At 64.7% G+C, this 12,830-nt stretch carries 9 protein-coding genes; 1 reads left to right on the forward strand and 8 read right to left on the reverse strand.

What is annotated here, in order from left to right; genetic code table 11:
* Nucleotides 1-333: 333 nt before the first annotated feature.
* The 8 genes from AC1RPL_RS08635 to AC1RPL_RS08670 form a co-directional block, all read right to left on the reverse strand.
* A complete protein-coding gene (locus tag AC1RPL_RS08635; protein ID WP_493068833.1) occupies nucleotides 334-2,496 on the reverse strand; it encodes a peptidase domain-containing ABC transporter in 2,163 nt (720 codons plus the stop codon).
* Nucleotides 2,493-3,734 (reverse strand): HlyD family secretion protein, encoded by a 1,242-nt coding sequence (locus AC1RPL_RS08640; protein ID WP_493068834.1) that lies wholly within the window; start codon nucleotides 3,732-3,734, stop codon nucleotides 2,493-2,495. The genes AC1RPL_RS08635 and AC1RPL_RS08640 overlap by 4 nt, the downstream gene beginning before the upstream one ends.
* A gap of 61 nt (nucleotides 3,735-3,795) precedes the next feature.
* Entirely contained in the window at nucleotides 3,796-5,613 is a 1,818-nt protein-coding gene (locus AC1RPL_RS08645; RefSeq protein WP_493068835.1) for an alpha/beta fold hydrolase, read from the reverse strand.
* A gap of 52 nt (nucleotides 5,614-5,665) precedes the next feature.
* Nucleotides 5,666-6,010, reverse strand: coding sequence for a hypothetical protein (locus AC1RPL_RS08650; protein ID WP_493068836.1), 345 nt, complete (start codon nucleotides 6,008-6,010; stop codon nucleotides 5,666-5,668).
* Between the two features lie 792 nt (nucleotides 6,011-6,802).
* Nucleotides 6,803-9,988: an efflux RND transporter permease subunit gene (locus tag AC1RPL_RS08655; protein ID WP_493068837.1), complete on the reverse strand. Its 3,186-nt coding sequence runs from the start codon at nucleotides 9,986-9,988 to the stop codon at nucleotides 6,803-6,805.
* 4 nt (nucleotides 9,989-9,992) lie between these two features.
* The gene (locus AC1RPL_RS08660) at nucleotides 9,993-11,123 is read right to left on the reverse strand and encodes an efflux RND transporter periplasmic adaptor subunit (RefSeq protein ID WP_493068838.1); all 1,131 of its coding nucleotides are present in this window, start codon (nucleotides 11,121-11,123) and stop codon (nucleotides 9,993-9,995) included.
* 65 nt (nucleotides 11,124-11,188) lie between these two features.
* Entirely contained in the window at nucleotides 11,189-11,521 is a 333-nt protein-coding gene (locus tag AC1RPL_RS08665; protein WP_493068839.1) for a hypothetical protein, read from the reverse strand.
* Nucleotides 11,522-11,553: 32 nt separating this feature from the next.
* Nucleotides 11,554-12,204 carry a cation efflux transmembrane domain-containing protein gene (locus AC1RPL_RS08670; RefSeq protein WP_493068840.1) on the reverse strand — a complete coding sequence of 217 codons (651 nt, stop codon included), beginning with the start codon at nucleotides 12,202-12,204 and terminating at the stop codon, nucleotides 11,554-11,556.
* A 65-nt stretch (nucleotides 12,205-12,269) separates the two neighbouring features.
* On the opposite strand from AC1RPL_RS08670, the gene AC1RPL_RS08675 reads away from it, so the two are divergent.
* Nucleotides 12,270-12,668: a MerR family transcriptional regulator gene (locus tag AC1RPL_RS08675; protein ID WP_493068841.1), complete on the forward strand. Its 399-nt coding sequence runs from the start codon at nucleotides 12,270-12,272 to the stop codon at nucleotides 12,666-12,668.
* The last annotated feature ends 162 nt before the right edge of the window (nucleotides 12,669-12,830 follow it).

Consider the following 12,830-nt stretch of genomic DNA (forward strand, 5'->3'; position numbering starts at 1 on the left):
CGGGCAGGGGGCGCGGTGGCGGTGGCGTCATGCGCGGTGGCTGGGGTATGCGCGGCGGGCGGATTCCGACGTCGGGGCCCCGGCAAGTCGATATGCGGATTAAAGCCGCACCCCGGCCGTACGCCGGTCACCAGGAAATCGCCAATGCCGTGGAAATGTGATCGTGCCGCCCACAGGACTCGAACCTGTGACCCCCGCATTACGAAGGCACGAGCTCGGCTCTGACGAATTCAGATTTGCGATAGATTTTCGGGGTCCAACCGATTTGACAAACTTCAGGCTCGGCTTTGCGCGTTGCCCAGATTCCGGATGATGGGGAGCGTCCCGATCCAATCAAGAACCGGCAGGCTGCGGGAGCAGTTCGGGCCGGGCTTCACCGCTGACTTCCAGCAGATTGCCGTCGACGATCATGGCCACGCGATCCGCTGCCGAAATCGATTGCGAGCGATGGGCGATCACGATCCGGGTGATGTCGAGTCTCGAAAGAGCTTCGAGCACTTTCGCTTCATTGGCCGGGTCGAGATGGGCCGTGCCCTCGTCCATGATCAGCAGCCGGGGCCGCGGATATAGCGCCCGCGCCAGAAGCACGCGCTGCTTCTGGCCTCCCGACAGCACCGAACCCATGTCGCCAATCAGCGAATTGTAGCGCAGCGGCAGCTTCTCGATCTCGTCGTGGATCGCCGCCAGCCGCGCGGCTTCCTCGACTTGGGCCATGTCGATATCCGGATCGAAGAACGCGATGTTCTCCGCCAGCGTGCCCGCATAGAGCGTATCGTCCTGCGCCACGGAACCGATGCTCTGGCGAAAGCCGCGCTTGCCGAAGGACGAGATCGACCTTCCACCGATCAGCACGTCCCCCCGGCTCGGCTCGAACAATCCCATCATCACTTTCACCAGCGTCGTCTTGCCGCCCCCGCTCGGGCCGACCAGCGCGATCATTTCGCCAGGCCGGATCGTCAGCGAAATGCCCTTCAGCACGTCGGCCTCGCCCATGGCGTAACGATAGAAGACCCCGCGCAACTCGATCGGCTGGGTAAAGTCGGGCCGGTCGGCAGAGGCGAGCTCCCCTGCATCTTCCGGCCTGCTCACCGCGATGTCCGCAATCCGGGCCAGGTGAACCTTGACGAGGTTGAAGTTGATCGCCTGCTCGATCAGCCGCATGCTCGCGTCCAGGAATTGCTGCTTATAGGCCTGGAACGCGAAGATCATGCCGATCGTGATATATGCATCCAAAGCGAGCCTGACGGCGACATAGACGAACAGGACCCGTTCGACCGCGATCACCAACTGGCCGGCAGCGTCGAAACCGGCACCGAGCCGGCCCAGGCGGATCTGCGAATTGACCGCATCGGCCTTGGCCTTTTGCCAAAGGCGCTGGCGGTTTCCTTCCTGCCCGAACGCCTTGATCGCCGAAATGCCCCGCACCGATTCGATGAACGCGCTGTGCTCGCGCGCGGCCGTCGTGATCGCATCGATATTGCGATAGCGCAGCGTCTGGATGAACAGCAGGCGGACAACCGCATAGCTCGACAATGCCGCGACGGCGACGCCGGCCAGGATCGGTGAATACAGGAACATCATGGCCAGGGTCAGGATCACCATCGCGCCGTCGATGAATCCTGCGATCATCCCCTGGCTCAGCAGCTGGGTGATCGGCTGGGTCGATCCGAAGCGCGAGATCACGTCGCCGACATGGCGCTTCTCGAACCAGGCAAGCGGCAAGCGCATCAGGTGGCGGAAGAGGTTGACCACCACCTGGTAAGACAGCGAATTGTTGAGCGTGACGAGCACCAGCGCGCGCAACCAGCTCGCCAGCATGCTGATGATCGCCAGTCCGCCAAATCCCAGCGCCAGCATCAGCAGCAGATCGCGATCGAAGCTCGGCGCGACTGTATCGATCGATATCTGAAGGAAGAAGGGCGCGGCCAGGGCGGTGAACTGCAGCACCAGCGACAATAGCAGGACCTCGCGAAGCGCCTGCCAAAAGCCGGACATGGACGACCAGAGCTGGGTAATTCCAAGCTTGGTCTGCTCCGTCCTTGGGCGGAACGCCTCCGATTTCAGCAGGTCGAGCGCGACACCGGTGAAACTGCGCGAAACTTCCTGACGGGTGAGGCTGAGCGCACCTCGCGCAGGATCATGGACATGATAGCGCTTGCCTCCCAGGCCATGGCTGATCCCCACCAGCACCACGAAATGGTTGAGGTTCCAATGCAGGATGGCCGGCAGCGACAGATGCGGCAGATCGTCGATCTCGCCGCGCAGGGGTCGCGCGTTGAAGCCGATGTCCTCCGCAACCTGGATGACCTGTTTCAACGTCGCGCCCTTGAGCGAAAGGCCATAGCGCTGGCGCAACGCCGTCAGATCGGTCTTGTAGCCATGATAGCCGGCGACCATCGCCAGGCAGGCAAGCGCGCATTCGCTGGCTTCGCTTTGCGGGATATAGGGCGCGCGCCGCCGGCCGCGAAGCTCGATAATGTCGGCCACGCTGCTCATGCGACACCGCTCCGCACGGCCTTGAGCGGCCTGAGCAACCAGTCGAGAAAGCTCTGCCGTTCGAGGATGATGTTCGCATCCAGCGTCATGCCGGGCTGGAGCGGGGTCCTTTCGCCATAGGCATCCACCACCTGCTGGTCGAGCACGACGGTGACGCGGTAGACCGGCTCTTCCAACTTCAGGGGAACATCCGTCTCACGCGGATCGATCACGATCCTGGAGACCGATTGGATCCGGCCGCCGAATGAGCCGAAGCGCTGATAGGGAAATGCATCGAACAGCACGCGCGTTTCCTGCCCGGGATGCACGAAGCCGACTGCGCGGCTCGGGGCATATAACTCGGCCTTCACCGTGCCTTCGGGCACGATCACCATCATCGGAACATTGGCAGTCGCGGTGCGCCCGTTCGCTACCTGCAGCGCCGTGACACGCCCGGAAATCGGGGCGGTGACGATATAGGCGCGCTGTCCCTCGAGTTGCGCGCTTTGCTGGGCAAGGGCCTGCTGCCCGGCACGCAGATCCCCCAGATCCCGTGCCGACTGAACCGTCAGGCTGGCAAGTTGCGCCCGTGCCTCGCCGACATCCTCGGCTTTGGCGGCGAGCTGCTGCTGCAGTCCCGCCAGTGTCTGCCGGGCAGCGATGAGCGCCTGGCGCTTGCGTTCATAATCGACCTTCGAGACGATGCCGCGATCGACCAGCGCACGGCTCTGGTCGAACAGCATCTCGTTCGACGCGACCATTTCCTTCTGGAGCGCGAGCTGGATCCGCAAGCTCGCCCGCTGGTCTTCCCCGGCGCGGATCGCGTTTGCGAGCCTGGCGCGTTCATTGCCATCCCGCGCCTTGCTTAGCGCGATCTGCTCGGCGCCGATCTGGCGCCGCGCTGCAAGCGCAGCGAGCCCCTCTTCCGCGACCATGCCTCCGGAAGCGACCGCGCGATCAAGGCTGACAACGGCGATCCTGTCGCCCTTGCGCGCCAGGCTGCCCTCCTTGACCAGCAATTTGGTCACCACCCCGGCGACGGGAGCGTAGACCTTCGCGCTCGGTTGCTCGGTGACCAGGATGCCCCGCACATTCTCGATCCGGGCATAGGAACCGTTGAACAGCCAGACCATCGTGGCGCCAACGATCCCGACAAGCACCAGGACGAGCATGCGGATCGATAATGGCTGCGTGAGCACCACCTCGCCGTGCAGGCGCGTCTTGAGATGCTCCGCAACTTCCTCGCGAAACAAGGACATGCATGATCCCCGGAAAAGTGTCGAAAAATGAATGAATTGAGAGAAGGCGCGCGTGGCGGATTCAATGTCCCCCAGGGCGCCCGGCCGGCCCTCGCGGCTCCGGCCAGGCCATCTTCCTTGCGATGTCACGCTCCACTTCCGCCAGATTGGCGACCATGCCGTGAGTCGAAGCGACGACCATCACCGAGGGGTCACCGCCAAACGACGCCGGAAGATCGCCCGGTTGCGATGTCCCGTCCTTGCTGCCAAAATAGAAGGACATGCGCGGCGACGGTCGCAACTGGCTCACCTCGGCGCGGAGATCGGCAACGAAGCGCGCCCGCCCGGCATCGCCGCCATATATCGACGCTTCGAACTCGCGCTGGCTTTCCGGCGACACCTTGTTCCCCGCGAACCCTTCGCGATTCCGTATCGTGTCTTCCGCGGCATGCAGCGTCAGCGCCGGCGCACGGAAGAACATGTGGTCAAACAACGCGGCGTGGTGCCGGGCAGCCAGCACGCCCGGCACGCCGCCAAAGCTGTCCACCAGCAGATAGCGCCGCCGGAACGCGCTGCGTTGCACCCAGCGCATCACCTGATCGACGTCCTGGCGATAGGCGGCGATGCCGAGCCGGGGTAATCGTTCCGAAAGCGCGGCGCCTGCCCCCTGCATGCCCGAATATTCGACGACGAGGAGCGAGATCCCGTCCGCAGCCGCATCGCGGACCGCCCGGGGCACCGCATCGAGCGAATAGGGAATGGTCGGGCCGCCATGGAAATAGACGATCAGCCTCCCATCGGCATGGACAGGGCGATAGAGGGTCGCGAAGGCGCCCGCCGTGCCCGGCCCGAAGCGCACCTCGCTGCGGACAGTCGGCGTTTCGACGGGTAGCGCGTTCTCGATCGGCAACGCGATGGGGAGCGGCAATTGCTTCTTCTCGCAAAGCCTCCAGCTGCTGATCCGGCCGCGCTTCACCCGAACGATGCGGCGCTCCCGCTCGAGATCGACGAGCGCAAACAGGGTTTCGCCGTTTGCGGCGACGTCGGTGATCACCGTGAGCTGACCGAAATGCCTGCCCAGATCGATGGCCGCGCCGCGCAGCGGCTCGATCCGGGTGAAGCCGAACCGGCCGGCGATGCTTCCCCGCGCCCGATCGAGAAATGGCTGCGCATAGGGCAGGAACGAACGGCCCGCCTCCTGCTCGCCAAGCTGCCGCACCTTCGTCGTTCCCGGCATCAGGAGCGGTGCCGATGTGAAGGCGATGTTCTTGCCGGTGTCCCACCGCTTCGCGCCGGCATAGGCGGTCAGCCGGAACCGGTTGCCCCAGTGAAAGGCAAGCAAGGTTGCCGATGTCGCCCCCTGGGCGAACAGCGCCCGCCTCGGCGCGCCGTCGGCATTGGCATTGCGAAGCAGCGTCAAGGCTTCGGGCTGCTGGTGGAAGCCAAGGTCACCATTCGCCACGGCCTCGATCTTCACCTGCTCCCATAGCGGGTCCATGCGTGGCCCCGCTTCCACGACCTGCCGGTCCGCGGAATAAAAACCCGTGCCGCGGCTATCGACGCGGAAGAGCAGCCGGTCCCCGCCTTCGCTCCAGCGCAACGGCTCAACCCGCGCGTTGGTGCCTATCGTGATCGCGGACGCCGCCGCCGCCCCGCTTTCCGGCAGGCTCGTGACGACGAAGGAAGATGGTTCGGTGGCATCGAAGTCGCGCAGATCGCGCGGCGAGACCCAGGTCGCTACCCGGCTCGACGTGGGATCGACCATCAACCGGTTCGCGTAGCATTGCGGGTCGGGCTTCGCGATGACGTGGACCGCGAAGCCCTCGATCTCGACAGGGGCATCCTGCCCCGCCGGCATAGCGGCCAGCGGCGTCAGCAGTGCCGAAAGAAGCAAGCGCATTCGCTGTTCCTTGTGCAGGGGCGAGCACTAGGCCCGCCCCTGCCCGCGCGGATCAATGGAAGTTCGGCGGCGTGATGATGAAGATGGTCGGGCCGCCCGGATCATTGTCATGGGTCCAGTGCGTGCCGTCACCGGTCATGTCCCAACCGCCGTTGGCGGAAGGGCGCCATCCCATGTCGTAGACGTGATCACCATCGAAATCGACCAGCACAAAGCCATTCGTCTGAATGACTGCGCCGTTCGGCGACAGGTTCTGAACGCTGCTCGGATTGATCAGCGAGTTCACGCCCGAATCACCGCCGGGATTGGGATCAAGCTGGTTGGGTTCTTCGGTTCCACCGACGACGACCGAAAGCTCGTCATCGGTAAGCGTGCGCAGAGTCGATGCAACTTGCATGAAATCTCCTGAATATTGAAGAATTGAGAAATTTTAGCGCGATGATCGATTTTTTGCTTCCCCGATGCGGCAATAGATCTTTTCGCTTCCCGGGTTGTAAAGGCGCGATAGCACGATAGTGGTTGTTTCAACGCTCAGGACGATCGCAAGCATTCCGAGTTCGGCGCGCTTGGGATCTCCGCGTACGGAGTGGATCCGACCTCCTGGCGAAAGTCGCCCCCCGCGCGGTCGAGCAACCAGGCGCTTACCGCCATGGGTGAGATCAGCGGCGGCGCTATTGCCGAGTAGCATATCTTGCAGCCAGGTCACCGCAGACACCCTTGCTACGGTGGCGGCAGTGATCGCGGTAGGGCAAGCGGCCCGCTAGCCGTCAAGCCCGCGTCTCCCGACAGCCGAAAGCGCCTTCCGCGAACCCTCCGCCAGCCAGCCCAAAGCGCCACCCACGCGGTACCGAAGCCACGACCCAGCCGAACGCCCGCCCGCAAGGGAGCGCCCGCAGGTCCTTGTTTCAACGCTGGAAAGGTGATGGCGCCGCCTACAGGACTCGAACCTGTAACCTCCGCATTACGAAGGCCTGTGACGCGGAGGCACAAAAGACATTATTATCAATGCACTAGGTGCATATTTCGGTCGCCCTAACAACTAGACCCACACGATCCCCAAACGTGCGCGAGATCGCCGCTGACCAACATCCTATCGAACGTACTTTGGCTGGACGAAAGTTCGATAGGCGACCTGCGCTATACCCGTAAACGCAGTGCGACGATCAGCGGCGACGTTGGAGGTTTGATATTAAGGCATGGTCGCTGCCGGGCGGCTGCCGAAACGCGCGTAGAGCGTCGGCAGCACGAACAGCGTCAGCAGCGTCGCGGTTACGAGTCCACCGATCACTACGGTGGCGAGCGGCTTTTGCACCTCTGCGCCAGCCCCATGCCCTAGCGCCATCGGGATAAAGCCTAGGCTCGCGACCAATGCGGTCATCGCCACCGGGCGCAGACGCGCGAGGGCGCCCTCTCTCGCTGCCGTCGCGCGGGCGCGGCCCTCGGCAACTAGCTGGCGAATCGAGGTTAGCATGACCAGGCCGTTGAGCACCGCGATGCCCGATAGCGCGATGAAGCCCACGGCGGCCGAGATCGAGAAAGGCATGCCCCTGAGCAGCAGCGCCAGTACGCCGCCGACCAGCGCGAGCGGCACACCGGTGAACACGATCGCGGCATCGCGAACATTGCCCAGCGCTCCGTAGAGCAGCAGCAGGATCAGCACGAAACAAGCTGGCACGACGATCGCCAGCCGATCGCGCGCGGAGGCGAGGTTCTGAAACTGGCCGCCCCATTCGAGCCAGGTGCCGGCCGGCAACGCGACGTTGCGTGCAATGCCCGCCTGTGCCGCCGCCACCACGCTTGCCACGTCTCGCCCGCGCACATTGGCCTGAACGACGACGCGGCGCTTCCCGTTCTCGCGACTGATCTGGTTTGGGCCATCGAGCAAACGGATGTCCGCGACCGAAGATAGCGGTACAAAGGCGCCCGAGGGCGTTGGCACCGGCACTTGGCCCAGCGCTTCCAGATCAGCGCGCGCGGCGTCATCGAGGCGGATGACAACCGGAAAGCGCCGATCGCCTTCAAAGATCATACCGGCTTCGCGCCCACCGACTGCGGCAGAGACAGTATCGGCCACGTCCTGGGCACGCACACCAAGCCGGGCAGCTGCATCATGGTTGAAGGCGATGTCGAGCATCGGCAGGCCTTCGGTTTGCTCGACCTTCACATCCTCGGCGCCCGGCACCTTGCGCAACACCGCGGCGATCTTCGTCGCAGTGGCGTTGAGCTCGCCGAAATCCTCGCCGAAGACCTTTACCGCCACGTCCGAGCGGACACCGGCGATCAGCTCATTGAAGCGCATCTGGATCGGCTGGGTCACTTCATAGGCATGGCCCGGCACCTGGGCGAGCCGCGCCTCGATCCGCTCGACCACCGCCGCCTTGTCCTCGGACGGGTTGGGCCAGTCCTTGCGGTCCTTGAGCATGATAAAGGTATCGGTGGCGTTCGGCGGCATCGGGTCGGATGCGACCTCAGCGGTGCCAGTGCGCGAGAAGACGGTGCGGATCTCGGGCATGCCCGCCAGCGCCTTCTCGATCTGCGCCTGCATCTTCTGGCTCTGCTCCACCGAGGTACCGGGCACGCGGAAGGCCGAGACAAGCACATCGCCCTCATCGAGCTGCGGCAGAAATTCCTGGCCAAGCGTGGTGTAGACGGCGCCCGCCAGCGCGAGTGCGCCAACCGCAACCCCGATAGTCAGCTTCGGGCGCTTCATTGCCCGATCCAGCCCCGGCTCGTAGCGGCGGCGAAGCCAAGCGACGATGCGCCCTTCCTTCTCCTCCACCGGCTTCGACAGCGCGATCGCCACTGCGGCAGGCACGAAGGTGAGCGACAGGACGAAGGCGAAAGCGAGCGCGATGATCACGGTCAGCGCCATCGGTTCGAAGGTCTTGCCTTCGACGCCGGTCAGTGTGAGCAGCGGCAGGTAGACGAGCATGATAATCGCCTGGCCATAGACCGAGGGGCGGATCATCTCGCGTGCCGCGGCCGATACGGTGGCAAGGCGCTCGGAGAGGTCGAGTGTGCGACCCTCTTTGTGCTGGCGCCCAGCGATGCGGCGCAGCGCGTTCTCGACAATGATCACCGCGCCATCGACGATCAACCCGAAGTCGAGCGCGCCGAGGCTCATCAGGTTCGCCGACACGCCCGCCCGGAGCATCCCGAAGCCGGTAAGCACCATGGTGATGGGGATGACTAGCGCCGCGATCAGCGCCGCACGGAAATTGCCGAGCAGCAGGAACAGCACGACGATGACGAGCAAAGCGCCCTCGGCGAGGTTCTTGGACACGGTCGTGATCGTGGCGTTGACCAGCTTGGTGCGGTCCAGCACCGGCTCAATCACGATGTCGCGCGGCAGCGAGGGCGCGATCGCCTTGAGCTTGGCATCGACGCCGGTGGAAACCGTGCGGCTGTTCTCGCCAATCCGCATGATCGCCGTGCCGGTGATCACTTCGCGGCCGTTCTCCGATCCGGCACCCATGCGGATACCCTGGCCGAGTCTCACGTCAGCGACCTGACCGAGCGTGATCGGCACGTTCTCGCGGGTGGCAACCACAGTGCCCCGCAGCTGCGCCAGGCTGCGGATGCGGGCATCGGCACGGACCGACAGGCCCTCGCCATTGCGGTTCACCGTGCCGCCCCCGGTGGCGACGTTGTTGCGCTCGAGCGCTTCCGAAAGATCTGCGAGCGACAACCGCAAGCCGGCGAGCCGCTGAACGTCCGGGACAACCAGATATTCCTTCTCGAACCCGCCCAGCGAGTCGATGCCGGCGACGCCATCTACGGTCTTCACCTGCGGCGCGACGATCCAGTCCTGCACGGTATGGAGATAGGTTGCCTTGTCCGCCTCGCTGGCGAGCCGGTCGCCTTCGGGGGTGATGTAGCTGCCGTCGGGCTGAAGGCCGGGCTCGCCGGGGCGATGGCCATCGTGCCCGCGCTCGGCATAGCGGAGCGTCCAGATATAGACCTCGCCCAAGCCCGTCGCGATCGGACCCATCTCCGGGCGAGCGCCGGCGGGAAGATCTTCCTGCGCCTGCGTCAATCTCTCCTGTACCTGCGCCCGCGCGAAATAGATGTCGGTCGAATCCGAGAAGATCGCAGTGACCTGGACGAAGCCGTTGCGGCTGAGGGAACGCGTGCTCTCCAGGCCCTTGATCCCAGCCAGCGCAGTCTCGATCGGGAAGGCGACCTGTTTCTCGATCAATTCGGGTGAGAGCGCAGGCGCGAGGACGTTCACCTGCACTTGGTTGTTGGTGATGTCCGGTACGGCATCGATGGGGAGCCGCCAGAGCGCGGCGGCGCCGACGACGGCGGCGATGAGGGTGAGCAGGAGGACGAGCCAGCGCTTGTCCACCGCCCAGGCGACGATGCGATCGATCACGGCCTCAGTCCTCGTCCGCTACCGCGCCGAGCGCGGACTTGAGCGTGAAGCTGTTCGCGGCGGCAATCGTCTCACGACCAGCGAGGCCGGAGGCGACGATCACCATCCCACCGTCCTGATGACCGAGCGTGACCGGTGTGGCGCGAAATCCCTTGTCAGTGCGCACAAATACCACCGCGCGTCCTTCGACGGTCTGCACCGCCGTTGAAGGAACGCGGATCGAGCTATCGCCATCGCCGGAAAGCGACACCGATGCCGTAACCGGCTCTCCCGCGCGCCACTGGCCGGCACGGTTGTCGAGATCGGCAAGTACCGGAACTAGGCGCGTCTTGTCGTCGAGAACCGGGGAGACGAAGCGGATATGCGCCTGCCCGGCGCGCGCCCCGGCGTTCACCTGTACCGCGGCGCCGACATGCACGCGCGCAGCATCAGCCGGATTGAGCGAGAGCGACACGCTGAGCCTGTCGAGCCGGGCCACGCGGAACAGCTCGGTATCGGCTGCGTCTGCTGCGAAATTCTGCCCGAGTACGGCGGTGCGCGCGATCACCTGGCCCGAGATGGGCGCGGCGATGACGATGCGATTATAGCGCCCGCCGCGCGCCCCGCTGGCGGCCACCTGCTCGCGGGCAAGACGAAACGCCACGTCCGCCTGCCTGGCGGCGGCACGCGAGATCTCGACTTCGCGCACGGGGCGGAAGCCCTTGGCGTATAGCGCCTCATCGCGCGCCAACGTGGAGCGGGCCAGCTCTGCGCCGGCCGCGGCGCGCTGAACCTCGGCTTGCAGCCCGGCAGCCTCGCGGCTCTCCAGCACCGCGAGCGTTTCGCCCTGGCGCACATGGTCGCCCAGGTTACGGCGCAGCTCGACGATGCGGCCCGGCACGGTCGCGGCGACGATCCGCGTCGCCTGGGGATCGCTTTCCAGCAGCGCGGGCAACTCGATCGCACCGCCGCTGCCGCCGAGCGTCGGATGCGTAACCTCGATACCGGCCGTGGCGATTTGCTGCGGGGTCAACTCCACCACACCTTCGGCATGCGTAGCGGCGGCAGGCTCTGCCTGATTGGCCGGTGGTTTCTCGTTTCCGCCACAAGCGGCGAGCGTCAGGGTGAGCGGCAGTGCCGCGAGCATCATTCTCATCGATCAATTCCTCAGCCGGCAAGGCGGCAAGTGCGTCAGGGTGCAATGGCGCGTGGATGCGCGATTCAGCCCCTGGGAGGCCTTAAGGCGGGATCGATGGGCACGGAGGGCAGGTTGGCGGTGCACTGAGCGAAGTCGCCCTCGCTCGGCAACGGGCGGCGCGCTGGAGCCGTCGGATGGGCTTCGAGCGCCATGACATGCCCGTGGCAGCCTCCATGATGGTGCGGCACGCCCTGATCGGCATCAGCGGGGACTTGGTCGCGGTCGCCTTCCAAATGGATTTCGCCGCCGCAGGAGATCGCCGCACCGCCCAGTGTCTCACGAGCATGCACCGTCACGCTCGCCGTCAACGCAACGGCAAACAGAAGGAGCAGCAGGAGCCAGCCATGGCGCAGCATGATTCGTTTCCTACGGGATGACATGACACCTGTCATCGCAGCATCTCCGGAGGCACGGGCCGCGCTTCACGCCATGCCGGCAAGGCCGCAGCGAGCACGCGCCACGCTGATCGGAGCAGGATCAATGCGATTACACCGCCGACGACGATATCGGGCCACCCCGCCCCGGTCGCCGCGACGAGCCCTGCGGCAATCAGCACCCCACAGTTCGATGCGACATCGTTGCGCGAACACTCAAAGGTGCTGCTCATGTTCACGTTGGCATGACGGAAGCGCCAAAGCATCGCTAGACAGGCAAGGTTCGCCACCAGCGCGGCGCCGCCAAAGCCGAGCATGAGACCACTCGAAGGCGGCACACCGTTCGCCACCTTGTCCCGGATCTCGACCACCACCGCGATCGCCAGTGCCAGGATCAAGCCGCCCTTGGCGAGGGCAGTGCCTGCCTCCCAGCGCGGGCCGCGATGCAGCGCGTAGAGGCTCAGCGCATAAACAACGCCATCGCCGAGCATATCGACTGAATCGGCCATCAGTGCAGAGGACCGCGCCCACAGCCCGCCCCCAAACTCCGCTGTGAACATGCCGAGATTGATGAGCATCACGATCACGAGTATCCGCCGCTGGCCGGCCTTTTCCGCCAGCCGCGAGAGCGTCTCGCCCTTTTTCGAGCAGCAATCCTCTGCCATGCCGAACCTTCATTTCATCGTGTCCGGCTGGCCCATGCACCCTGAAGCCACTATAGGGTCAAGCCATGAAGATCGGCGATCTCGCACGCGCCACCGGCACGAAGGTGGAAACGATCCGCTACTATGAGGCGGAGGGGCTGATCCCCAAGCCTGCGCGGTCAGCCGGCAATTACCGGGTCTATGAGCAGGCGCATCTCGATCGGCTATCGTTCATCCGCCGTTCGCGCGATCTCGGCTTCACCGTGGAGCAGGTCCGCACGCTGCTGCGCCTGGCCGACGATCGCGATGCACCCTGCGGCGAAGTGGATGCAATCACCACCACGCATGTTATCGAGATCGATCGCAAGCTCGCCGACCTTCAGGCGCTGCGAAATGAACTGGTTCGAAGGTTGGATAGCTGTCGCGGATCAACGATCGCACACTGTCGCATCATCGAAGCATTGGCGCCGAACGCGCACGCGTAGATGGTGAGCATTGCCACCACCCGCTCAATGTCTGTTTTCGGCCGCTAAGTTGAGCGGCTAGATCACTGCTAATGGGGCGCAAAGCCGCCTGGAAGCTCAACGGACGTCGATATTTAGGCAAGCCGCCCGTGTTGAGTTGGTCACTGATGAGGTTCCCGGCCC

Source organism: Sphingomonas sp. GW821-FHT12D09 (assembly GCF_058807215.1).

Excerpts from the sequence above, each read along its gene's own strand:
- AC1RPL_RS08660 (WP_493068838.1), bottom strand. The coding sequence starts at position 11,123 with ATGAGAATGATGCTCGCGGCACTGCCGCTCACCCTGACGCTCGCCGCT.
- AC1RPL_RS08675 (WP_493068841.1), top strand. The coding sequence starts at position 12,270 with ATGAAGATCGGCGATCTCGCACGCGCCACCGGCACGAAGGTGGAAACG.
- AC1RPL_RS08645 (WP_493068835.1), bottom strand. The coding sequence starts at position 5,613 with ATGCGCTTGCTTCTTTCGGCACTGCTGACGCCGCTGGCCGCTATGCCG.
- AC1RPL_RS08670 (WP_493068840.1), bottom strand. The coding sequence starts at position 12,204 with ATGGCAGAGGATTGCTGCTCGAAAAAGGGCGAGACGCTCTCGCGGCTG.
- AC1RPL_RS08640 (WP_493068834.1), bottom strand. The coding sequence starts at position 3,734 with ATGTCCTTGTTTCGCGAGGAAGTTGCGGAGCATCTCAAGACGCGCCTG.
- AC1RPL_RS08650 (WP_493068836.1), bottom strand. The coding sequence starts at position 6,010 with ATGCAAGTTGCATCGACTCTGCGCACGCTTACCGATGACGAGCTTTCG.
- AC1RPL_RS08635 (WP_493068833.1), bottom strand. The coding sequence starts at position 2,496 with ATGAGCAGCGTGGCCGACATTATCGAGCTTCGCGGCCGGCGGCGCGCG.
- AC1RPL_RS08665 (WP_493068839.1), bottom strand. The coding sequence starts at position 11,521 with ATGCTGCGCCATGGCTGGCTCCTGCTGCTCCTTCTGTTTGCCGTTGCG.